Source organism: Methanobacterium bryantii, assembly GCF_002287175.1.
GTDB lineage: Archaea > Methanobacteriota > Methanobacteria > Methanobacteriales > Methanobacteriaceae > Methanobacterium_D > Methanobacterium_D bryantii.
Map to the genome: position 1 here is coordinate 105,415 of NZ_LMVM01000001.1, position 25,291 is coordinate 130,705.

22 protein-coding genes are annotated in these 25,291 nt (G+C 34.4%); all 22 read left to right on the forward strand.

Annotated elements, in window-relative coordinates:
* Positions 1 to 24 precede the first annotated feature (24 nt).
* The gene (locus ASJ80_RS00505; protein ID WP_069583357.1) at positions 25 to 465 is read left to right on the forward strand and encodes an archease; all 441 of its coding nucleotides are present in this window, start codon (positions 25 to 27) and stop codon (positions 463 to 465) included.
* Positions 466 to 1,258: 793 nt separating this feature from the next.
* The gene (mcrB, locus tag ASJ80_RS00510; RefSeq protein WP_069583358.1) at positions 1,259 to 2,590 is read left to right on the forward strand and encodes a coenzyme-B sulfoethylthiotransferase subunit beta; all 1,332 of its coding nucleotides are present in this window, start codon (positions 1,259 to 1,261) and stop codon (positions 2,588 to 2,590) included.
* Between the two features lie 23 nt (positions 2,591 to 2,613).
* The gene (gene mcrD / locus ASJ80_RS00515) at positions 2,614 to 3,102 is read left to right on the forward strand and encodes a methyl-coenzyme M reductase operon protein D (RefSeq protein ID WP_069583359.1); all 489 of its coding nucleotides are present in this window, start codon (positions 2,614 to 2,616) and stop codon (positions 3,100 to 3,102) included.
* Positions 3,103 to 3,900 (forward strand): coenzyme-B sulfoethylthiotransferase subunit gamma, encoded by a 798-nt coding sequence (mcrG, locus tag ASJ80_RS00520; protein ID WP_069583360.1) that lies wholly within the window; start codon positions 3,103 to 3,105, stop codon positions 3,898 to 3,900. It abuts the gene before it with no gap.
* 2 nt (positions 3,901 to 3,902) lie between these two features.
* Entirely contained in the window at positions 3,903 to 5,555 is a 1,653-nt protein-coding gene (gene mcrA, locus ASJ80_RS00525) for a coenzyme-B sulfoethylthiotransferase subunit alpha (protein ID WP_176720237.1), read from the forward strand.
* 358 nt (positions 5,556 to 5,913) lie between these two features.
* A complete protein-coding gene (locus ASJ80_RS00530; RefSeq protein WP_069583362.1) occupies positions 5,914 to 6,639 on the forward strand; it encodes a TetR/AcrR family transcriptional regulator in 726 nt (241 codons plus the stop codon).
* A 330-nt stretch (positions 6,640 to 6,969) separates the two neighbouring features.
* Entirely contained in the window at positions 6,970 to 7,686 is a 717-nt protein-coding gene (locus ASJ80_RS00535; RefSeq protein WP_069583363.1) for a TetR/AcrR family transcriptional regulator, read from the forward strand.
* A 266-nt stretch (positions 7,687 to 7,952) separates the two neighbouring features.
* Positions 7,953 to 9,449 carry an MFS transporter gene (locus ASJ80_RS00540; protein ID WP_069583364.1) on the forward strand — a complete coding sequence of 499 codons (1,497 nt, stop codon included), beginning with the start codon at positions 7,953 to 7,955 and terminating at the stop codon, positions 9,447 to 9,449.
* Between the two features lie 93 nt (positions 9,450 to 9,542).
* A complete protein-coding gene (locus ASJ80_RS00545) occupies positions 9,543 to 11,141 on the forward strand; it encodes an amidohydrolase (RefSeq protein WP_245837413.1) in 1,599 nt (532 codons plus the stop codon).
* A 96-nt stretch (positions 11,142 to 11,237) separates the two neighbouring features.
* Complete coding sequence (locus ASJ80_RS00550) at positions 11,238 to 12,161, forward strand: SAM-dependent methyltransferase (protein ID WP_245837414.1); 924 nt, start codon at positions 11,238 to 11,240, stop codon at positions 12,159 to 12,161.
* 112 nt (positions 12,162 to 12,273) lie between these two features.
* On the forward strand, positions 12,274 to 12,990 hold the full coding sequence (locus ASJ80_RS00555) for a flavodoxin family protein (RefSeq protein WP_069583365.1): 717 nt from the start codon (positions 12,274 to 12,276) through the stop codon (positions 12,988 to 12,990).
* Positions 12,991 to 13,032: 42 nt separating this feature from the next.
* Entirely contained in the window at positions 13,033 to 13,473 is a 441-nt protein-coding gene (mcrD, locus tag ASJ80_RS00560; RefSeq protein WP_069583366.1) for a methyl-coenzyme M reductase operon protein D, read from the forward strand.
* Between the two features lie 26 nt (positions 13,474 to 13,499).
* Entirely contained in the window at positions 13,500 to 13,916 is a 417-nt protein-coding gene (locus tag ASJ80_RS00565; RefSeq protein WP_069583367.1) for a hypothetical protein, read from the forward strand.
* A gap of 320 nt (positions 13,917 to 14,236) precedes the next feature.
* A complete protein-coding gene (locus tag ASJ80_RS00570; RefSeq protein ID WP_069583368.1) occupies positions 14,237 to 15,685 on the forward strand; it encodes an RtcB family protein in 1,449 nt (482 codons plus the stop codon).
* Positions 15,686 to 15,945: 260 nt separating this feature from the next.
* Positions 15,946 to 16,557: a hypothetical protein gene (locus ASJ80_RS00575; protein WP_069583369.1), complete on the forward strand. Its 612-nt coding sequence runs from the start codon at positions 15,946 to 15,948 to the stop codon at positions 16,555 to 16,557.
* An 86-nt stretch (positions 16,558 to 16,643) separates the two neighbouring features.
* Complete coding sequence (locus tag ASJ80_RS00580; protein ID WP_069583370.1) at positions 16,644 to 16,985, forward strand: hypothetical protein; 342 nt, start codon at positions 16,644 to 16,646, stop codon at positions 16,983 to 16,985.
* 96 nt (positions 16,986 to 17,081) lie between these two features.
* A complete protein-coding gene (gene mtnP / locus ASJ80_RS00585) occupies positions 17,082 to 17,852 on the forward strand; it encodes an S-methyl-5'-thioadenosine phosphorylase (protein ID WP_048080931.1) in 771 nt (256 codons plus the stop codon).
* A 298-nt stretch (positions 17,853 to 18,150) separates the two neighbouring features.
* Complete coding sequence (gene nadA / locus ASJ80_RS00590; RefSeq protein ID WP_176720223.1) at positions 18,151 to 19,071, forward strand: quinolinate synthase; 921 nt, start codon at positions 18,151 to 18,153, stop codon at positions 19,069 to 19,071.
* Positions 19,072 to 19,243: 172 nt separating this feature from the next.
* Positions 19,244 to 20,389, forward strand: a complete 1,146-nt coding sequence (locus tag ASJ80_RS00595) for a DUF763 domain-containing protein (RefSeq protein WP_069583371.1) — start codon at positions 19,244 to 19,246, stop codon at positions 20,387 to 20,389.
* Positions 20,390 to 21,166: 777 nt separating this feature from the next.
* Positions 21,167 to 21,700 (forward strand): PsbP-related protein, encoded by a 534-nt coding sequence (locus tag ASJ80_RS00600; RefSeq protein ID WP_069583372.1) that lies wholly within the window; start codon positions 21,167 to 21,169, stop codon positions 21,698 to 21,700.
* Positions 21,701 to 21,780: 80 nt separating this feature from the next.
* On the forward strand, positions 21,781 to 22,770 hold the full coding sequence (hisG, locus tag ASJ80_RS00605; RefSeq protein ID WP_069583373.1) for an ATP phosphoribosyltransferase: 990 nt from the start codon (positions 21,781 to 21,783) through the stop codon (positions 22,768 to 22,770).
* A 472-nt stretch (positions 22,771 to 23,242) separates the two neighbouring features.
* On the forward strand, positions 23,243 to 25,219 hold the full coding sequence (locus ASJ80_RS00610; RefSeq protein WP_069583374.1) for an FUSC family protein: 1,977 nt from the start codon (positions 23,243 to 23,245) through the stop codon (positions 25,217 to 25,219).
* Positions 25,220 to 25,291: the final 72 nt, after the last annotated feature.

Genomic DNA, 25,291 nt, shown 5'->3' on the forward strand with positions numbered 1-25,291 from the left:
CCATATTTTTTTTGAGGTAGCACAGTGGAAAACGATAATCAAGGCAAAAAATTTGAATTTTTTGAGGTCACAGCTGATGTGGGCTATAGGGCACATGGAAAAACGCTGGATGAAGCGTTTGAAAATGCCGCTCTTGCAATGTTTGAAGTAATGACCGATACATCAAAAATAGAACATGAAATAGAACGGAAAATTGAAGTTGAATCAGAAGATGAATGTGCACTTTTATATGATTGGCTTTCAGAATTTCTTTTCATGCTGGACGTTGATTTCCTGATGTTTTCTAAATTTGAAGTCAAAATAAATAAAGGAAATGGCGGATTCTCTTTAAAAGGGACAGCATGGGGTGAAGAATTTAATCCCGAAATCCATGAAAGCAGGGCTGAGGTAAAGGCAGTTACTTACCATATGATGGATGTCAAACAGGATAATGGAGTTATGGTGCAGGTCATTTTGGATATATAAAATTATTTTTGGAATTATTAATACTAACTAAATTGGACTTTAACTAATTTTTAATACTTAATTTAAACCCCTGATTAAAAATATCTTTTTTTATTGTGTTGTGTGATTTAATTGGTGTTAATAATAATTTATTTTATTTTTATGTGTTAAATAATTTAAAATTAGCTCAAATACAGCCTTCAAAACCAAACATTTATATACTGACTTACTTCTAGTTATAGAATATCATTTGGTAACAAAATAACCTATGGTTATATTTGTAATATTTTTATCCAAATAAAAAATAATTGAGAGAAATTTATTTTAATTAAAATGATATATTAAATCCTCAATTCTATGAAAACATTTATTTTAGTTTGATGTAGTAAAATTATGTTTTCTTCTATCTTTATATGTACATTGCTTTTTTTAAACAAAACATTTAAATATCAATAATGACCATTGGCTATATTGTAACCACCAGTAACATGGTTACCGATGGTTACAAATAATGCACTAAGTCATAACCACGGAAATGTGAAACGAATAACCAGGATTATATTAATCTCCTAACGTTATCATTTTCTAATTCCGACGAGATCTATGACTTCCTTTAAACAGAAAACAAAATGTTGAGTTAAACCATATTTTCCCTCCGATTAGGGAGATCTTATCTGAATAACTTGCCACTATTGGTTTATTTTAACTATTTCTGTTTAAAAAATAACTGCTAAATGGGCGAGAGACTAATATAGTCTCTTATCCTCCTTAAATTTCATTTTAGAATGAAAACAAATAAAGAGGTGTAAGTTTTATGCCAACATATGAAGATAAAATAGACCTATATGGAGTAGATGGAAAGCTTTTAGAAGAAAATGTTCCTCTAGAAGCAATTAGTCCAATGTACAACCCTACTATTTCTAAGATTGTACAGGAAGTTAAACGTTCTGTAGCTATTAACTTAGCAGGGATAGAAAAAACATTGGCAAAAGCAGCTTATGGTGGAAAAGCAAACTTTATTCCTGGAAGGGAATTAAATTTACCAATAGTTGAAAACGTAGACGTAATTGCTGATAAACTTCAAAAAATTATCCAAATAGACGAAGATGACGATTTCAATCTCAAACAAATTAACAATGGGGCTCAGGTTCTTGTTCAGCTGCCTTCACAGAGAATGAACATGGCAGCAGATTACACAGTTTCCACATTAGTTACTGGTGGAGCAGTAATCCAGGCAATCATAGACACATTCGATGTAGATCAATTTGATGCTTCTGCAATAAAAACCGCAGTTTTAGGAAGTTACCCTCAGAGTGTAGACTTCAAAGGAGCTAATGTCTCAGCACTACTTGCACCTCCAGCTATGCTCGACAGTTTAGGTTACGGTTTCAGGACCATTGCAGCTAACCACATCGTAGCAGTAACCAAGAAAAACACATTAAATGCAGTAGCATTATCCGCAATATTAGAACAAACTTCAATGTTCGAAATAGGTGATGCTTTAGGTGCATTCGAAAGGTCCCACTTATTAGGACTTGCATACCAGGGTTTAAATGCTAATAACATCGTTTTCGACCTGGTTAAAGCAAACGGAAAAGGTACTGTAGGAACAGTAATCGCTTCACTGGTAGAAAGAGCACTTGATGACGGAGTCATTAAAGTAGCAAAAACAATGCCTTCAGGATACAAAATATATGAACCTGTTGACTGGGCTTTATGGAACGCTTATGCTGCTGCTGGATTAATAAGTTCAACAATAGTAAACATAGGTGCATCCAGAGCTGCTCAGGGTGTTGCTTCTACACTTCTTTACTACAACGATATAATAGAATACGAAACTGGTCTTCCTGGTGTTGACTACGGAAGAGCACAGGGTACTGGTGTAGGTATGAGTTTCTTCTCACACGGTATATACGGTGGAGGAGGTCCTGGAACCTTCAACGGAAACCACGTTGTAACCCGACACAGTAAAGGTTATGCTGTACCTTGTAACGCAGCTTCCATGTGTTTAGATGCAGGTACACAGATGTTTTCTGTTGAATCTACCTCTAGCTTAGTAGGAACTGTTTACAGTGATATTGACTACCTTAGAGAACCTATCAAATACGTTGCAGAAGGTGCAGTAGAGATAAAAGACAAAATATAATACCGCAGGTTTAAGGTGATTTTATGAACGAAATTAAAGCTGTGGATGTTAAAATATTTCCCCACAGACTTTTAAAACCCAAAACAACTGAAAAAATACTGAACTCTATAATTGACCTTGATGGAATTTTAAGGGTTCTTGTAAATGGTAAATCTTTACCACGAGTTGTAGGGTACGGACCTGCAAAAGGAACTATCGTAAATCACGAAGATAGAAAGGTTATTAAGGTAAAAGAAGAGAATTTTGAACTTTTAGTTTCTGTTGGAGAAATCATAGTAACTGTAAACCATGAAAAACTGGATTCCTTTAAAGAGGAACTAGAAAGAATCCTAAGTGATGCCCTTAACTTCAGATATGATGTTTCAGTAGGTATTTTCACAAAAACAAATATCACTGTTTCAGATTATATGAAATACGGCATAGGATTTGATAAAAGTATTGATCCACGGTTAATTGGAATGGTGGATCCAAGTGCAAAATCCTCAGAAACTGTAAGATTAATAGGTGATTAAATGTCGTATGAAGCTCAATACACACCTGGAAAAACAAAAATTGCTGAAAATCGTAGGAACCATATGAACCCTGATTATGAACTTAAAAAGATCAGGGAAGTAGCAGATGAAGATATAGTTAAAATTTTAGGTCACAGAAACCCTGGGGAAGGATACAAAACAGTACACCCTCCTCTTGAAGAAATGGACTTTGAATTAGACATGATGAAAGAACTCGTGGAACCTATTCCTGGTGCAAAAGAAGGTGTCAGGACCAGATATGTCCAATTTGCAGATTCCATGTACAACGCTCCAGCACAGCCTTATGACAGGGCTCGAACCTACATGTGGAGGTTCAGAGGAGTAGACACAGGTACTTTATCTGGAAGACAAGTTGTAGAAATCAGGGAACTTGACTTAGAAAAAATGTCTAAAACTTTAATTGAAACTGAATTATTTGATCCTGCAAAAACAGGTATAAGAGGTGCAACCGTACACGGGCACTCATTAAGACTCGATGAAAACGGTTTAATGTTTGACGCACTTCAGAGATACGTTTACAACGAAGAAGACGGTCAGGTATCCTATGTTAAAGACCAAGTAGGAAGACCTCTTGACGAACCTGTAGCTGTAGGGGAACCATTAGATGATGAACATCTAGCAGAAATGACCACCATCTACAGGTACGATAACGTAAGCATGAGAGATGATGAAGAAGCAATTGAAGTAGTCGAAACCATACACGACGCCAGAACCAAAGGCGGTTATGGATTAGGCGTATTCAAAAACGATTTAAAATGTAAATTGGGTGATGACTAATGATAGACGAAAAAAAGCTTTTCGCAAAAGCCTTAAAAGGTAAATTTGACGAAGACCCAAATGAAAATCACACCAACTTTTACTGCTTCGGCGGTTGGGAACAGTCTGCAAGGAAAAAAGAATTCAATGCAGAAGCTGAAAAACTAATGGAAGAAAGGGGCGGAGTCCCATTCTACAACCCTGATATCGGAGTTCCATTAGGACAAAGGAAATTAATGGCATACAAAGTCTCTGGAACAGACTCATACGTTGAAGGAGATGACCTTCATTTCTTAAACAATGCAGCTATCCAGCAGCTTTTAGATGATATTAAAAGGACTGTTATTGTAGGTATGGATACCGGTCACGCAGTTCTTGAAAAACGTTTAGGTGTTGAAGTTACTCCAGAAACAATAAACGAATACATGGAAACAATCAACCACGCACTCCCTGGTGGAGCTGTTGTGCAGGAACACATGGTAGAAGTAAACCCTGGTCTTGTAGGCGATTGTTACGCTAAAATATTCACTGGTGACGACAACTTAGCTGACGAACTCGATAAAAGAGTACTCATAGACATAAACAAAGAGTTCCCAGAAGAACAGGCTGAAATGCTCAAAAAATACGTAGGAAAGAAAACCTACCAGGTCAGCAGAGTCCCTACAGCAGTAGTAAGATCCTGTGACGGTGGTACTGTATCCCGATGGTCTGCAATGCAGATAGGTATGAGTTTCATCTCAGCATACAAACTCTGTGCAGGAGAAGCAGCAATTGCTGATTTCTCATACGCAGCTAAACACGCTGATGTTATTGGAATGGGTGCTATCTTACCATCAAGAAGAGCAAGAGGACCAAACGAACCTGGTGGAATCCAGTTCGGAGTTTTAGCAGATATGATCCAGACCTCTAGAGTGTCTGAAGACCCTGCAAAAGTAAGTCTTGAAGTTATAGGCGCTGGTGCAGCAATATACGATCAGATCTGGCTCGGATCTTACATGTCTGGTGGTGTCGGATTCACTCAGTATGCTACCGCAGCATACACTGACGATATACTCGACGACTTCTTATACTATGGTAAAGAATACGTAGAAGATAAATTTGGTTTATGCCAGGCTAAAGCAGATATGGATGTTGTTAAAGACATAACAACTGAAGTAACTCTCTACGGAATGGAACAGTACGAAATCCCAACACTCTTAGAAAGCCACTTTGGTGGATCCCAGAGAGCAGCAGTCGCTGCAGCAGCTGCAGGTTGTTCAACCGCATTTGCAACTGGAAACTCCAACGCTGGAATTAACGGATGGTACTTAAGCCAGATATTACACAAAGAAGTACACAGCAGACTCGGATTCTACGGATACGACCTTCAAGATCAGTGTGGAGCTTCTAACTCTCTATCAGTAAGAAGCGACGAAGGTTTAATCCACGAACTCAGAGGACCTAACTACCCTAACTACGCTATGAACGTAGGTCACCAGCCAGAATACGCTGGAATAGCTCAGGCTCCTCACGCTGCAAGAGGCGACGCTTTCTGTGTCAATCCTTTAATTAAAATAGCATTTGCAGATAAGAACCTTACATTTGACTTTACTGCACCAAGAGAATGCATTGCTAAAGGAGCACTCAGAGAGTTCTTACCTAGCGGAGAAAGGGATTTAATTTCCCCTGCAAACTAAGTTTGGAGAACGGTGGATTATTTCCACCATATTCTCTTTTTTTTAAACTTTTAACACGAATTATAATTAATTGATAACTGCTTTTTTTAAATAAGTTAATAGGACTACATGTAAGTGCGAATTTTACTGTGTTTTAAAGGTATTAGTCTGTTAGGTTGAAGTTCAAAATAATTCCATTTTAATCAACAATTACATAATAGTTTTGATTATAACATTTACACAATATGCAGATGAACTTTAAATTAAATTTTAACTTTAAACTCTATTTCAGGTTTAAAACCAAACTTTTATTAATAAATTCATCTTTTATATATAAACCAGCGGATATTATATTACTGTCAGTCAGCAAGGTGATGGTATGCCCATAAAAAGCAGAAAAGAAAGGGAAAAAGAGCAGAGAAGGAAGGACATAATCGATGCCGCCGAAAGCTTGTTCTTTAAAAATGGATATGATAATGTTTCTATGAATGATATAGCTAAAGAAGTTGAATTAAGTAAAGCAACGCTTTATCTTTACTTTGAAAATAAAGAAGAGTTATTTTTTGCAATAGTACTTCGAGGAACCCGTATCTTAAATGCAATGATAAGAGAAGCAGTTGCAGCTGCAGAAAATGGGATTAACAAAGTTGCTGCATTTAGAGTTGCATATCATAAATTTACAAAAGATTATCCTGATTATATCCACATTTACAACTATTTCCAGTCTGGAAGGTTTGATATGGAGAATATAGTAAATAGGGAATATGCAGAAGAAATCAGTAAGGATGCAAGGCTTTATTCTATAATGCACAATTCTGATTTTCAGTTTCTTCCTCCAGTAAGTGAATACGCCAGGGAAATCATGAGCTTGCGTAAAGAAAGGTTTGATGTTATGCGTGACTCCCTTAAAATTGGTATAATTGATGGAACTGTTAGGCCTGATGTAGATCCTGTAGAAGTTTCTATTTTATTATCTGCAATTTCTAAAAGTATGTCAGAAGTACCCCCTGATCACATAAGAATTCTGGAAAGCAGAGGAATTAACAGTGAAAAATATTTTATGGATGTAGAAAATCTTTTACGCCATATGATCAGGAATAAATAGGATGATGCATTCTTTAAGGTACATTTTAATTTAATCTTCAGTACTCTAATTGACAGTAAATGAAATCCTTTATATTATTTGCACCGCTATTTTTTTAATTATTACACGAATTTTTAATTGATAAATCATGTACCTGACTCAATAGATATGATTTTATAGTCAAGTGCAAAAATCATTATATTATCTACAAATGAAATTGTGAAATATTGAATTTTATCGATTAAAACCATTAACTGGACTTTTTAATTGTAAGTTTAATTAATTATTGCTCTTGACTATAAATGTCAAAGTATTAAGATAACAAGTAACAACATATATCTTGGTGAAAGAATGTCAGTTTCAAATTGGAAGGAAAGGGAAAGAGAACAAAGGCGTAATGATATATTAGACGCTGCAGAAACACTTTTCTTCTCAAAAGGATACGATAATGTTTCTATGAATGGTATTGCTAAAAAGGTTGGGTTAGGTAAAGCCACTCTTTATATTTACTTTGATAATAAGGAAGAACTTTTTTATACTGTAGTTTTACGAGGGGTCATTATTTTAAATACAATGATCAAAGAAAAGGTTGAAAAAGAGGATACTGGACTTGAAAAACTCATTGCATTCAAAAAAGCATATAATGAATTTATTAGAAGATATGCTGACTATTTCAAGGCTTACAATTATTTTCAATCTGGAAGATTTGATTTAAGTGATATGCTGCACAGTGATTATTCTGAAATTATGATGCAGAGCATGCTTTATTCTATACATCTTCCATCTAATTTTTTAAAGGTTGATGCCAATGAAACTATAAAAGAAATTTTTAAGTTACGTAAGGAAATATTCTTTACTTTACATAAATCTATAGAATTAGGTATAAAAGAAGAAACAATACGATCTGATGTAGATCCTTTGAAAATAGCAGCTATACAGATTCTAATTTGTGAAAATATAGGTAATTTATCCTTTGATTTTAGGATGATACTCAAAGGTCAAGGGGTCAATTATGTGAAATTTACTAAAGACCTTGATGATTTTATAAGCCAGCTTTATATCAAATAATGATAAAAGAATTTAATTAAATATCTATTTTTCTTTTTTACAGGGTTAAATATTGGTTTTTAGTGTAATTAATGTTTTAGGGCAAGTTATTGTATATTTAAATATTAAATATGCTTAATTTTTTTAATCTACGTAAATCTGGAATATTCTAATTACTTGTCATGTTATCAAAATATTTATATATCTAATTGTCCACTGGTTATATTAGTGACCGATGGTCGTACAAAAAACTGTTGGTTATACCGTGAAAATTGGGAGATTTGAAAATGCAACAAACAGCTCAAGAACAGGTGGGAATACCTGATTCTGTATATAAGAATAGATATGTAATTTTGGCTATAGTCTTGATTGGTGTATTGATGTCGGTTTTGGACGGTTTCATGGTTAGCATAGCGCTACCTACTATCACTACACACTTTAATGTTAACATAGTGCAATCACAGTGGATAATAACTAGTTATTTGGTAGTAATGACTGGTTTGTTTATTTTCTTTGGAAAAGTCTCTGAATATAGTGGCAATGCAAAATTATTCATGGCAGGATGGGCCTTATTTACCTTAAGCTCTCTGGCATGTGGTTTTGCTGCTAGCATTAATGAACTTATTCTCTTCCGTATAATTCAGGCTGTTGGAGCTTCAATGGTCGCAGGAGTTTCAGGTGCTATAATATTCCACTCTTTCCCTCCCAGTGAAATAGGCAAAGCTATGGGATATTTTGGAGTTGTAACAGCCATAGGTTTTCTCATAGGGCCGGGTCTCGGCGGTTTTATTACAAACCTCATTGGTTGGCAATACATATTTCTTGTTAACGTGCCTATTGGTGTCATTTTGTTGGTTTGTGCTTTAAAATATCTTAAGATTCCTGAAAATACATCCAAAAGCTTTAATATGGATTGGACCGGGGCAATAATGCTTGTTATTTCAGTAGCTACATTGATATTATTTTTCAGTGAACTTGCCAGTGGTTTAGTAATTACTGTTCCATTAACCGTATATGGAGTCATATTCGTATTTTCTCTCATTGCATTTCTATTACAGGAATCGAAATGTAAAAATCCTATGTTGGATCTTTCTATATTCAGAAATAGAATGTTCTCGCTGCCTGTACTGAGTTTGTTAATATTTACTATGGCTCTTAACATGGCATTTGTTATAGGACCATTCTATTTCCAAGGTGTAATGGATTACAACCCTTCACAAGTGGGATTATTATTTATGCTCGTGCCTCTGACAATGATATTTGCAGCACCAATGGGTGGAATGCTCTACGATAGATATCACTCTAAATATGCTGCGGGGCTTGGAGTACTGATATCGGCAGTTTCCTTCATATTGTTGGGTTACGCGTACTTGATAATGAATCTTGGTCTAATGGTAATAGCTTTACTTTTATGGGGTGTTGGAAATGGATTATTCACAAGTCCAAATAATACTGAAACTTTAAGTGCCCTTCCTCGAGAAAAAACCGCTATCGCTTCCAGTGTATCAACCACTGCTAAGAGCCTTGGAGGAGCATTGGGTGTATCATTTGCCAGTATTTTCATGACTATAAGCTTGAATACAGCAGGTTATAGTGGTGAAGTACTATCAGCGAGTCCATCCCTTCTATCAAACTCAATCAGTATTATCATGTTTATAACGGGAGTTTTATGTATTATATCTGCTGTGGTGGCTGTGTTAAGAAATATCAAGGGAAACTCTGTATTATATGGGCAATTAGGTGAAATGCAGGAACTTTCATCTGAAGAACATCTTGAAGATTAAAAAAGGTAAAATTTCATGAAAATGGGGATAAAATGATTTACAATTTGATATCGTTTATTCCCATTGTATTTTTGATAAAAAATAGGTGATATTTTGAAAAAAAGTACAACAGAAACTGAAGAAATTATTGCATTTACAGGTGGTCAGATATTGACCATGGATCCTGAAAAGAAAAATGCAGAAGTCGTAGTTATTCAAAATGGCCGTATTATAGATGTCGGTGATAAAAGTATATTGAAATCATACGCAGAATTTGAATTAATTAATATAAAGGGTAAGACTTTAATTCCAGCATTTATCGATGCCCATAACCATTTATCGTGGGGATGTCTTTTACTTAATGGAATTAATTTGAGAGGTATACTTAAAAAAGAAGATGTACTCCATAAGATTACAGATTATGCCCGGGAAAACCCTGGAAATGGGTGGATTATTGCTTATCCATGGATGGACGTGCAACAAGGTGGAGATGAGTTCACCAAAGAAGATATTGATAATCTTAATCTTGACAGGCCTGTTTTATTGATACACCACAGCTTTCATAAGAGTGTGGCAAATTCTAAAGCTCTGAAGCTTGCAGGTATTGGGAAATCAACACAAGATCCATCATTTGGGAATATAGTTAAAGATAATGATGGAAATCCAACAGGATTAATGATGGAACATGCCCAATTTTCATTATTTAGGGTAGCTTTGGAATCAAAAACTGAAATAAACACCAAAGATTATGCAGATCTTATTGAAGCACGTGCTAATGAGCTTCTTTCATTTGGTATCACATCAGTTCAGGACCCAGGGGTTACTCCCGCAGCAGAAGCAGCATATAAACTTCTGCATAATGAAGATAGATTACCGGTTTCTGTACTTATGATGCCTCATGGTGAGGTTATGCTGGATAATCAAGGTTTCAATTGTGCAGATAAGCCTTGCACTGGGTTTGGCGATGAACGGCTGCGTGTAGGTCCATTAAAGCTTTTTGCTGACGGTGGTGTACATGGTTTTATGGCATTTGCAGGTGAAATTGGAGGCGAAACATACGAATTTGGTAGAGTAAGGGATGATTTCGAAAGTAAGTTAATTGAAGCAACTCAGCATGGATTCAGGGTATGTGTACATTCAATAGGAAATGCAGCTACAGATGCTGTTTTGGACTCATTTGAAAATGCAGTTTCTAAAGCTCCTGAAGGCTTTGAAATGAGGCCGCGTTTGGAACATTTGTTCCTTATGAGTGACGATCAGATTAAACGCTTGGCATCAATGGGGGGATGTTCTGCAGTGCAGGCATGTTTCTTAGAAGGTTCACAAGGCCTGAAAGAGATACCTTTTAAAGGTTTAAAATGGTTTGCATTCAGGGATATGGTACAAAATGGGGTTGTTCTAGCTGGTTCAAGTGACGACCCTGGCGGATTCATGGATGGAAGAGATCCAGTCACATCTTCAGTTATGGGGGCAAATATGAGTGATAACGGTGGAAATGTTTTATTCCCTGACCAGACATTATCCTTTGAGAAATGGCTTGAAATGTACACTGCAGGGGCTGCATACGCAGGCGGACTTGAAAAAGAAAGAGGCATGCTCAAAAAGGGTTTAGCTGCTGATCTGGTTATTCTTGAAGGAGATTTGGACCAGGAGAACCCTCCTGTTGTGGCTGAAACATGGAAAACAGGTAGAAAAGTTTATTCGAGGGTATAATCTAATTTATACTCTTTTTGGATTTATTTATTGAATTATTATGAATGTAATATGGATTTGAGTTGAATACATTTAAATTTGTTTAAGGGTGATATTATGAAAAAAAATACAACAGAAAATAAAGGAAAAGATTTTAATGATCTAATGGAATATGCAAAAAAGATATCTGGCCAATATACGGAAGATAAAAGAAGATTTGAAGAATTAAAAACTGAAATTGGCCAAGCTGAATTAATTGCAAATGTAAGGGCATATGAATCTTCTAAAAGTGAAGATGAACGTATTTGTTATGATCCGTTGGCAATTCATTTTATAAATCCTAAGATGTGGGAAGTTCTCGTTGAACACCCGGAAATGGCAGCTGATACTGAAGCAGGTATTAATTCAATTGTAAGTAGAGTTAAATATTTGGATGACATTGTAGAAAAGTCAGTCAAGGAAGGGCTTGAGCAGCTGGTAATATTGGGGGCAGGATTTGATACTCGAGCTTACAGGATTGATGGCCTGGAAAATGTTACAGTTTTTGAAGTTGATCATCCAACTCCTCAACAATATAAAACCCAAAAAATCAAAGAAATATTCCAATCTGACTTGGAAAATGTTGTATATGTACCTGTTGATTTTGAATCAGAAAAAATCAGTGAAAAATTATTTAAGAAAGGTTACAATGCTTCATTGAAGACTCTTTTCATTATGGAAGGATTTATTTATTATATTACACCAGAAGCTGTTGCTGAAACACTTTCTTTTATTGTAAAAAATTCAGGTAATGGTAGTGCTGTAGTATTTGATTATTTACTTGATTCTGGAGTTATGGAAGGAAATAAACAGAGGCCTGGTGCTAATGTTTTTAAATTTGGCATTAAGGAAGATGGACTCGAGGAATTCTTAGGCCAGTTCGGATTTTCAGATATACAAGGTTCAAGCACTAAAGATCTTAAAAAGTTATACTACCATGGTAAAAACGAAAACAGATTTCCGTATGAAAAAATTTTATATTTTGCTATTGCCACGGTTTGAGAATATGTTTAACGAGCAGGGTAATTTGCGATCTTTTAGATTTATTTAGATGAATGATTTGAAATGTGAATTTAAGTATAGATAATAATTAAATTCATTTAAAGGCGATATTATGAACGTATTAGTGATTAATTCTAGTCCAAATAAAGATAAAGGAAATACTGCAGTAATTTTAAACCCATTTTTGGAGGGTGTGAAAGAGGAGGATGCTGAGGTTGAAATTTATTATACTAAAGACCTCAACATCAATCCATGTAAAGGTGAAGTCAGCTGCTGGATGAAAAACCCTGGCAAATGTATATTGAATGATGATATGAGCTGGCTAGCACCTAAGGCAATCAAGGCAGATATCCTCGTCTTAGCCACGCCTGTGTACTGTGATGGAATTAATACTCATATGCAGATGTTTTTGGAGAGATTATTACCTAGAGCAATGCCGTCAATCGAGCTGAGGGAAGGCCACACAAGACATCCACACCGGGAAATAACACATGGTAAATTAGTACTTGTATCCAGTTGCGGCTTGTGGGAACTGGATAACTTCGATTCAATGGTTTCTCATATCAAAGCTTATTGCAGAAACGCTGACCTTGAGTTTGCAGGGGCTCTTCTTAGACCCCATGCTCTGTTTCTTAAGCGCATGCTGGAACAGGGGGCACCTGTAAAAGATGTCATTGAAACGGCCAGGGAATCTGGCCGTCAGTTAGTTAAAGGCGGCAGAATCCCTGTCGATATGCAGGATACTGTCAGCAGACCGATTATATCCCTGGATATGTTTATAAGGACATATAATCATGGCGTAAAAAGGCGTCAAGGAGATGACGTATAATAAAAGAGGATTGCAAAGGTTTGTTTAAAAGGAGATGATTGAATGGATATTGAAATTTTTCCACACAGGTATTTGAGTGCTGATACAACTGAAAATTTGTTAAAAGACCTTGATGAAATTGGGGGCGTGAAAAGAATGGTTTTACAGGGACAAAGGCTTCCTCCAGCTGAAAGCGGACATCCTGACCGCAGGATTATAACTCTTAAAGGCCAGGAAATTGATTTACAGGTTAAAACAGGTAGAATTCTGATAGAAATCGAAGCAGAACCAGTTATAGATGAATTAAGGGACGTATGTGAAAATCATCTGCCCTTCGGATTTAATATACACGTCGGAACGTATATCCGAAGGCAAAAAACTGTTACTGATAAGTTAAAGTATGGAGAAAAATTGGGCGAAATTCCTGATGAACTTATTGGTTTAACTGATCAAAATGCACAGCTCAGCGAAAGAGTCAAAATACTTAAAAAGAAACGGGATTAACTTTTTTATTTTAAACGTGGATAAAAATGAGTACTGCTGAAATAACTGGAAATATACATCCCAAAAGAAAGATCATTATGGGCCTGTACTGGATAAACAAGAAAGCTGCAAGTACTGAAGGCTGTGAACCATTCTTAATTGAAAAAATTATCACTGGAACTAATACGCATGTATCTGGGGAGAATAAATTCCTTAAATTATCTGATAATATTTTAAATGATATATTATATAATATGGAACATCAGAGGGAAGTTAAATTTGAAATAAAGTTTGGAAAAGAAAATATTGGACTTTCTATATGTAAAAATGCTTTTTCTATATCTGCAGCCAAAAAGGAACTTGAGGTAGAGATAGCTGAAAAATTGGAATCAGAAGGAAAGAAGATGTATCCTGGTATTTGTTCAAAATTTCCCCAGCGTGTGGGAATTAAGGATTACCCCTAGCCGCGTGTTATTTGAAATTAAATTATCAAAAATTCTTATTTTTTTTATAGTCAGGAGTATAATAAATTAAACTTATAATATTTTGGAAAGTCCAGTGTAATGATTTTAAATTAATTCAATATTTCACTATTTTAATTGAATAGATAATCTAAAAATTTTTGCACCTGACTATATTTTGTATACGCAAAGACATCAAATATAAAAACCTTTTTTTAAAAGTTCGATCAAAAATTAAATTGGATGTTATCTAACTTTTTTCTACGCTAAATATTTTAATAAAATTTTAAATTTAAATAAATCATCGATAGGAGAGTTATCTTATGGAAGTTGAAGGAACTTTAAAAAAAATAAGAGATTGTGTCTGGGAAATCCCATCAAGTTATAAAAAAGGGATGTTAGTCCCTGGAAGAGTATATTTAAACGATGAAACTGTTAAAGATATAGAAAGTGGGGCAATAGATCAAGTTTCAAATGTAGCATGTTTACCTGGTATTAAAAAATTTTCAATTGGACTTCCAGATATCCACTTTGGATATGGATTCCCTATAGGCGGTGTCGCGGCATTCAGCGCACATAATGGAGTTATAAGCCCTGGGGGAGTTGGTTTTGACATTAACTGTGGTGTCAGGCTTATAAAGACAAATTTAACTGAAGACGATGTTAAACCAAAAATGAAAGAACTTGTAGATACTCTTTTTAATAATGTGCCCTCTGGAGTTGGAAGTAAAGGTAAAGTAAGACTTCAACCTGGACAAATTGATGAAGTGCTAGATCATGGGGCGCAGTGGGCTATTGAAAATGGATATGGTTGGAAACGGGACTTAAAACATCTGGAAGAAAATGGAAAAATGGAATCTGCAGACTCCAGTAAAGTCAGTGATAAAGCTAAAAAAAGAGGAGTGCCTCAATTAGGTTCTCTTGGATCTGGAAACCACTTTTTAGAAGTCCAGAAAATGGATGAAATTTATGATGAAGCTACTGCAGAAGTTTTTGGAATAGAAGAAGGTATGATCACTGTCTTAATCCACACAGGTTCCCGAGGATGCGGACATCAGATATGTTCTGATTATCTTAGAGTTATGGACAGGGCAGCCAAAAGGTACCAGATTAACCTTCCAGACAGGCAGTTAGCATGTGCACCTATTGGTTCTGAAGAAGCAACCGATTATTTCCAGGCAATGTCAGCTGCAGCTAATTATGCATGGACTAACAGGCAAATGATTGTACATTGGGTTAGAGAATCATTTGAAAAAGTTTTCAAAAGGGATGCTGAAGAAATGGGCATGGAAATAATCTACGATGTGGCACACAACATTGCAAAGAAAGAAGTCCATAATGTACAGGGAAGAAAAATGGAGCTGTTTGTCCACAGAAAGGGAGCAACACGTGCATTTGGTCCTGGAAGAGAAGAAATACCTGAAGAATACAGAAAAGTTGGACAGCCTGTTTTTATACCTGGAACTATGGGTACAGCATCATATGTGCTTGCAGGAACAGATGTGGCAATGGAAGAGACTTTTGGTTCTTCTGCTCATGGTGCAGGGCGTAAAATGAGTCGAGCAGGAGCTAAGAAAGAATACCGCGGTGAAGAAGTTCAAAAAGTCCTGGAAAACAGAGGAATTATAATAAGGGCTACTTCAATGCCTGTAGTGGCAGAAGAAGCGCCTGGAGCATACAAAGATGTAGATGCAGTTGTAAAAACATCACATGATGCAGGAATATCTCGAATGGTTGGAAAAATGATTCCTCTTGGTGTTGCAAAGGGATAACCCCTTTTTATTTTTTATAAACAGGATAATATTTATTTAGTTTACTATTTTTTTTATTTACTGAATAATAGTCTAAAATAGCATAAACTGCCTTTTAGATCATTTTTTATTTTTTTGTACAATTTTGGGACTACTCATAACTATAATAATTAATAATTTAATAATATACAATAATAAAAGTAGTAATAGTTAAAATGGTTGCTCTTTATTTATAAAATGGAGTCCTTTTGGTTAATTATAAAATTTAAAGAGGCTAATGCATGAATAAAAAGTTAATAGTCATACTTACAGTTATAATTATAGTTTTAGGAGCATATGGTAGTTATTATGCCTATGCAACCACTTATTTAATGCCTAAAGATATTGAGCTTTTAAAGGATGAAATTAAAACTATCAACGAATCTGGAACTTATGATGAGGAAATATCAAGTCTTGAAAGGCAGGCTGATAGAATTGAAAATTTATCACTGCTTAACAGTATTCCTTTAAGTGAACGGCAAAAACAGGCCAACGATCTGGAAAATGGTCGTGGAATCCAATCGATAAATAACACGTTAAATGAGCTTAAACAGAATATTACTGCCACTAAAAATATGGCTTTAGAATATGATCTACTTTTAATGGGAGATATTGCATCTGGTTTAAAATCCGCGTACAGTGATGAAATAGTGGACACATTGAATAGCATGGATCCATTAATGAGCAAATTAGCACAGGATTTAAGGAGTGGAGACAATAAAGCTGTTGCTGATGATCTCAGAAAATTAGCTGATGCTCTTAGAACTTTTAATAAACAGGAACAGATTTCAGCAGACAACCTCCAGGATGCGGTAAACAAATTGGAAGCTAAAAAACAGGGGATATTTTTCTAACATAATCCAAGTGATTTTTTAAAGATCATAAATAACTAGTTAATTAAACAAAATATTAATGTGGATCTATAATATAGTGGTTGACTATGTTAAAATTTGAGGGAATAAAAGAATTTGACATAGAAAAATTGGATAAAGGGTCAAATATCTCAAGAGATTTCCAGTTGATTTTTAGAGAGGATATGTTGACTGAAGAAGAATGCGAAATAGTTGAGAAAAAATTAAATAAGCACGATTTCCATATCAAAGACGAAAATATTGAGATTGAAGTTATATATAATATAGATCTAGATACTGCAGTCATTTCATTTACAGTTTACTGCCCCTTAATGCATCTAAATCAGATTTCAGAAGAAAAAATTTCTAATTTCATTGATAAACATAAAACTAATTTTGAAGAATATTATAAGCGGGTTAAGCCGTATTAATGGATAAAAACAACGCTTTTTATACTTTACAGGAAAAGGCATATCTATTTATTAGTGTATCCAGAACAGTTAACTATCATAGAAAAAGTTGAGAACATGATAGGAATAATTGGCGGCACAGGAATATACGAAATCGTTGAAATGGGAAAAGACGTTGAAACTAAGATTATAGAAACACCTTATGGTGAATCTCCAGAGATCAGCATTTTCAAATTACATGGTAAAGATATTGCATTCATGCCAAGACATGCAAAAGGACATGCAAATCCGCCCCATATGATAAATTACAGGGCAAACATTTATGCCATGAAAAAAATTGGCGTTGAGAGAATAATAGCAACCAATGCTGTTGGATCTCTGGATTTATCTGTTAAACCTGGTGATTTTTTAATACCTCATGATTTCATTGATTTTACAAAAACAAGAGAATTCACATTTTATGACACTAAAACAGTACATATAGATATTACAGAACCTTACTGTCATGATTTACGGAACTATTTAATAGAGTCAGGTGAAGTTGTCCCAAATGGTGTATATGTGTGCACTGAAGGACCCAGATTTGAAACTGCTGCAGAAATTGCAATGTTCAAACAGCTGGGCGGAAATGTTGTGGGAATGACTGGAATACCTGAAGCTATACTTGCAAGGGAACTTGAAATATGCTATGCAAGTATCTGTATGGTATCAAATTATGCTGCATCAATATCTCCAACCAAGCTGACAATAGATGAAGTATTTGAAGTCGTAGAAGGGCAAAAAGAGAATCTGGTTAAGTTAATATCTGAAGCAATAACAAAAACTCCAGATAAAAGAGAATGTCCCTGCAGTTACGCACTTTTAGGTGCAGAAATAGATGAAGTGTAATTTGAAGCTTCAAATAATCTTTATTTTTTCAATTAATTTTCATATTTAATTTTTTATATAAATAGTAGAATAATGGGTAGTAATGATTAAAATAGTTATTAACTAAGCTGTTTATTATGTACCTGCAGAAATTATGAGGTTATATAGTGATGCTGGCCAGTATCCAAACAGTATTAAGTCATGAATAATAAGATTTAAGTATTTATTGGATGAAACAGATACTATTTATAATTATATTATATTCAAAATTACTGTATTTTATACTAATTTTAATTAATATTACTTGAAGGCGATTTTTATGCTGAATGATTTACAAAAGGAAATTATAAAACTTAAAGAAGAGAAAAATGCAATAATCTTAGCTCACAATTATCAAACAGGAGATATACAGGAAATTGCAGACTTCATGGGAGATTCACTCGAGCTCTGCATAAAAGCATCAGAGATTGAAGGAAAAGACCTCGTAGTATTCTGTGGCGTTGACTTCATGGCTGAAACAGCAGCTATACTCAATCCTGATAAAAAGATAATAATTCCTGACCATCAAGCAGAATGTCCAATGGCACACATGCTCCCTGCAGATGAAGTAATAAAAGCAAAAGAAAGACATCCTGGGGCAGCAGTGGTTTTATACGTTAATACACTTGCAGAAGCAAAAGCAGAAGCAGATATACTCTGCACATCATCAAACGCAGTTAAAATCGTAAACAGCCTTGATGAAGATACAGTACTCTTTGGACCAGATATGAACCTCGCATGGTATACTTCCCAGCAAACTGACAAGGAAATAATTACCATACCTGAAGGAGGCCACTGCTACGTCCATAAGATGTTTACTACGGGGGATATCTTCTTTTCAAGGGAAAAATATCCGGATGCAGATATATTAGTGCATCCAGAATGCGACCCTGAAATTCAGAAATTTGCAGATTATGTTTTAAGCACAGGCGGCATGCTTAAACACGTTGCAGAGTCTCCAAAGAAAACATTTATCATTGGTACTGAAGTGGACCTTGTAACCCGTTTGAAGCGGGAAAATCCCGAAAAAACAATCATTCCAGCTTTATCTGAAGCTATATGTAAAACTATGAAACTCCACACCCTTGAAAAGGTTAAAAATGCCCTTTTAAATGAGGAATGTATAGTAACTGTTGATGATGAAACAGCAGATAATGCAAGGAGTGCAGTTGAACGGATGATTGAAGTATCTAAACGTTAAACTTCACCTTTTATTTAAAATTTATTTTTTTAGATTATTTGATTATATTCTTTTTTTGATTAATTTTCACATGTTGCCAAAATTTTTAATTTTCACATGCTCTTAGGATAATTCTTTATTATTTAAATCTAAATATGATTATTTGAAACTTAATTTTAAATGTGAGATAAAAATGCACGCAAAACGGGGAGTAGCAAACCTCCCATTACACGGGGGGCACGCGCCAAGATGGCTGTTTGACAGGATGGTTAAGCTAGCCGGAGGCATAACAGATGTAATTTTGTATGAATACGGTGCAGACGAGTTTTTAAGGAGGATATCAGATCCACACTGGTTTCAGGCGTTTTCATGCGTAATTGGATTTGACTGGCACTCTTCAGGAACCACAACCACAACCTGCGGCGCGTTAAAGCTTGCGCTTGACCCCCAGGAGCATGGAATCATGATTGCAGGGGGTAAAGGCAAAAATTCGAGAAAAACACCGTTAGACATCGAAACGGCAGCTGATTTTTTCTCATTATCTTCAAAGAAAATCGATGAACTTAAATATTCAAGCCGTATTTCTGCAAAAATAGATAATTCCTGCATTCAAGACGGCTATGACCTTTACCACCATTCATTCTTTTTTACAGAAGGCGGCAACTGGGCAGTTGTACAGCAAGGACTGAACAATAAAAATAATTATGCTAGAAGATACCACTGGCTTTCTGAATCTATAGATAATGTTGTAGAAGAACCACATAATGCTATCTGCTGCGATGAATCTAAATCCGATACTTTAAACATGACCTCCGATCAAAGCGGTGATGCAAGAGATATAAGCGTGGATTTAATTTGTGATAATCCGGATCATTTAAGGCCTTACTTCAGAAAAAAATCCCAGACACTTCTCACTGACTTTTTTGACGCGCCAGTACATTCGGATAATTCTAAAAATTATAAAGAAATGAAAATGCCGAGGCACCATCCAGTACTCGACATGGATATTAGCGACCGGGAATTTGAAGTCTTAAAAAAGGCATACGAGCTTCAGCCTCAAAATTACGAAGAGCTTATCACCCTTGAAGGGATAGGGCCTAAGAAAATAAGGGCTTTAGCATTGATCTCTGATCTGGTCTATGGCACAGAGCCAAGCTGGAGAGATCCTGTAAAATACAGCTTCACCCACGGTGGAAAGGACGGATTTCCATATCCAGTTGACAGGGAAGTCTACGATCACTCTATTTTCACGTTAAAAGACGCTTTAGATGAAGCTAAACTGGATAAAAAAGATAAATACAATGCAATTAAGAGATTGGAATCTTTTATTAAATGTTAAATTTATTGATTTTTAGTTTAATACCTAAAATTGAACTTAATTTTTAAGAATGTTCTTTTAAAAGAATATTTTTAATTATTATCTGCAAAATAAGAGTAAAAAGCCAGGGCAGACAAGTTTAATTGAGGTTTTAAACATTGATTGGAATAATAGTGCCCTGACTCCTAAAATAATATCTTGATTTAGATATTTAAACTTTTAGTTCCGTATGTTTATATTGATTTTAATGAATTCTAGAATGATTTCGGGCTTAATGAAAGATTTGTGTAGGAATTGAGAAATTAATGAAATTTGAAATGAGTAGCAAACATGTACTTCAAGAAGTTAAATCAAAACTTAAAAAATATATCAACTGTTAAAATCAAAGATTTTAACTTTGAAAACTCCGATTTTCACGGACTTCGTCATATCAACGTTTAACGAAGTTGAAAAAATTTTTAATTTTTGGTAGTTGACGAAAATCTGCCAAAAATCTGTGATTTTTGCATGCCACAAAAAATCAAGATTTTTTGTAGGCTCTGATTTTTGGAACGTCAAAAATTCTTTGAATTTTTGAAAGTATACGATAGGTCAATACATTCAAAATCAAAGAACTAAAAACTTTAAAAACTAGCAAAAATCAGTCACCACAGCTATATGTGGCGGTGAATATAATGCACTTTTTAATAAATTCACTTTTTATTTTAAAAATATTAATTTTAACCTGTTAATTATGTTTTAAATAAAAATCCCAATATTTATATGAACATAATAAAGACATCATAACTGGTGATTTAATTGAGGATATCAAGCAGGTATATGGGGATAACAATAATCATCTTAGTTTTTATAGTTTTAACATCGGGGTGTACATCAATCAACGATTTTGTAAAGAGCGGTAATGGTAGTTTTTCTGCATATAATGTTAGTTTTAACTACCCTAATGGTTGGCTTGCTTTTGCTGACAATCAAACTGGCGGTAAATCAATTTCTGTTTCTAAAGACAGCTCATTTAACGGTGTACAATTTAATTTACAGATAATGAATAACAATGGTTTATCAGAAAAAGGAGTAATTAAAGATATTAAAAACAGTAAAACTCCTGGTTGGAGGAAAATTTCCAGTGGAACACTTACAATAGATGGTAAAAATGCATATAAAGACGTATTTATATATAAAAATGGAGATTCTAATCAAAGTATGAGATTTGAACAGATATACTTTGTGAAAAATGGAAAAACTTATTTAATACTCCTTCAAGCTACAGATAACGACTTCGATAAAGAAAGACAGAACTTTGATATTATCCTCAACAGCCTCAAAGTTCAGTAACTCTTTATTTTTTTATAAAATGGGAATGGTTCAAAACAATATCGAAAAATTTTAATTACTCTTTTCTATATTAATGTAGTATGGAGAAAATAGTACTTGGTCTCCCAAAAGGGAGCTTGAATAATGTAAACAGAGGTAACACTTACCAGTTATTTGTTGATGCGGGTTACGAAGTCAAAGGATATGAACCAGGTAAGGAAGAAAACGAAATAGTGATAGCAAACGATCCTGAAATTAAAGCATTCCTTTCAAGGCCTCAAAGCTCCCCTGTGGAGCTTAACAGAGGAATTCTTGACATTGCAATTGTTGGTGAGGATTGGGTAAGAGAAGAATCTGTAGAAAGCGGAGAAAACTTAATAACAAGAATCGGCGACCTTGATTACGGACAAACAAGGCTTATTGTGGCTATACCAAATGAAGCACCTTACAATTCGCTCACCGAGTTTTTCAGGGCAAATAAGGATAGAAAAACACCAATACTGTGCTTTACAGAGTACCCTAACTTAACAAGGCAGCACATCATGAACAATGATGGATACAAAGAGATCTTCGGTGACAGTAAACCATTTGTTCAAGTAAGGGGTCTCAGGGACGGAGACAATAAACAGGTCCAGGTCATCAACTCGGATGGCGCGACTGAAGTTTACATAGCAAAAGGTGCTGATTTAATTGTGGACAACACCCAAACTGGAAGCAGCCTTAGAAAAGCAGGGCTTAAAATCCTGGAGACAATAATGGAATCAAGCGCAGGACTATATGCAGGTCCCAGCTGTTCTGGTAAGAAAGCTGAAAAAGCACAGATGATATTTGAGCAACTTTTCGGAGCAATCACAGCTAGAAAATACTTCGATGTAAAATTCAACATATCCAATGAAAAACTGGAAGAAGTTAAAGGATTTTTACTGTCAAAGGGTTTCTGCTCTGACGAACCTACAGCTGTAAAAGGGGCCAGCTTTTCTCAGGTAAACGTTTTAATTCCTAAAACTAAATTTCCTGCAATGCTCAGGGGAATAAAAAGTTATGGTGCCTCTGCAATTGTACGTGAAAACGTCAAGCAGTACGTTAAATAATTTTTTATAATTTAATCATTTGTTTTTTAAGGGGATCATTGTTAATTTATTAAATTTTCCATTAACTCAGTTTTATATCTCATTTTTCTTTTTTGTAATGCATAACTTAGTTTTAGAACATAAATAGAAGTATACAAAGTTATAATAGCAATAAAAAAGAAATTATTAATTATAAAAGATACTCCTGTCTGAAAGATTGTGTAAATAACATCAGTAAATCTTTCAAAAATCACAGATTTTTGAATGTTTACGAAATGTAGCTGTAGAAAAATGCATAAAATGCGAAAACTCTGTTTTCATGCCTAAAAAAACTATATTTGGTCACAAAATTAAAAATTTTGCAGGCGTTATAAGATCAAAGATGTTTGGAGTTTCGTAACTTGAAAAATTTTAATTTTTCCAAGTTTTATGCGGCTATTTTTAGTTGTGCACTATTATTAAGGACATGAACATAAAAGATAATGGGGTTAAAATGGAAAAAAAGGGAGTTATAAGTAGATTTAAAATACTTGCAAGACCTACTGGAAGTCCTAAGTGGGGACATGCTATTAGGGCTATTATTTTAATGATTTTGGCAGGTTTAATAGCTCATTTTTTGGGCTTTGATAGGGGAATTGGGGTTATAATGTTTGTAACTCTTTTAGCCAGTATAATAATTGATATTTCTCTTCCTATTCGTAAAGTAGCTATTTTGGCAATTTTAGGCCTTTTTATGACAGTTTTAGCTTTTTTAAGTGCTTATTTGGCATTATCAAGTCTTGAAATATTTATTTTCTTTACAGTTATATGGGCATTTTTTACCACTTCTCTCTATATTTTTGGGGCTGCCGAAGGTTCTTTGGGATTTACATTCTTTTTAATTTATTTTGTAGCAGTTTTAATGGTTAATACAGGTTCAAATCCAGTAGAATGGTGTATTTATAGTGTATTACCTTACCTGGTAGTTTCTATATTATTTATTCCTAAAATATGGCTTGAAAAGAGAAAAATAAGAGAGATGGTGACTGTTGGATTTAATCCCCAGTCTTCAATTCAAAGTGTTTTCATTACATTAAAGATCCTCTCTGGAGTTTCATTAAAATCTAATTATTATGATATTTTTAAGCTCGGAAGCTATTTGAAGGGTCTAAGGACGTACAGTGATTTAATTGCTTCAAGATTGCCTTTAAAATCTAAGGAATGCTTTAATAACTTTTTAAAGGCTGCAGATAAGTTCTCTTTAAAGGTTTCAAATAATTTTAAAAGTAACGGTGACATGGTGGATCTAAAGGAGATTGATGATGCCCTTTTGGAGGTTGAATCCTGCTTTTCAGGAAATAATAATGTGATTTTTGAACTTTCTCAGGGTATAAAGGATATATTAAATAAAAGCAATAAGTTACTTTCTGGAACTTCAAAAAAAGATGTAAAAAAAATAGAAACTTCTAAAATATCTTTTAAGGAAGTTTTGGAAGCTAACTTCAATATAAATAACATCTATATTCGCCATACTATTCGTTTTACACTTGCAATGACAATTGCACTTATTCTTGTTTATTTTAATCATGAACGGAGCGTAATATGGGTTACAATGGGGATTTTAATTATTTTAAAGCCGGATATTACCAGCACTGTTAATAACTTAATTTCAAGGGTAGGATTTAATTTGTTTGCTATAATTATAGCTATAATCATTTCATTCATATTCCCTCATTATGTTTTGATCTGGTTGGCTTTTATAATGCTCTTTTTATTTAGAGCATTTTTCCCGGGTTACATGGGACTTTCTATAATGGCAATTACAGTTTTTATAGTTTTAGTATGGCCCACAGGAACTGTATTTGAAAATGCAATTGCGAGACTTGTAGACATTTCTATAGGTGGAATTATAGCTTTTATATTTGCTTATGTGATTTTACCAAGCAGGGTCACAGTTAACCTTCCTGATCAGTTGATTAAAACTATTAAAGCTAATATAAATTATGCCAATCAGGTTTTAACTATTTCTAAAAATTATGATTCTAATATATTAAAATGTTTTAAAAAGTATATTGGAGAAGATAATAATCTTGAGGCAGGAATAAAGAAACTGGAAGATACTTTTGAGGATATAAATGATGATCTTAAGCTGTATAATGGGTTGATGATTTTAAATAAAAAAGTAGCTGCTGATTTAACAGCTGCATCTGCAATACTTTCTAAGGATCCTGAAAAATTGCAGCAGGATAGTGATATACATGTCAATAAACTTAAGGATATGCTTCATAAATTTGAAGTTCCATTAAATGGGGATATTAATCAATTAAAGCTGAATCCAGATGTTCTTAAAATGGATCATTCGTATGATCCTCAAAATAGCGAATTGGAACAGCTTTTAAACTGGATAACGGCTGATATTCAACTGATTATTAAAGGTATGGAAATAGCTGTTGAAACAGGAGCGCTGTCAAGATATAATAAGTTAGATTAATGTTCATGTTTTATCATATGTGAAATTTTCGCGTTAAATGATAAATCGGTTGACATGTTTAAAAAAATTCCA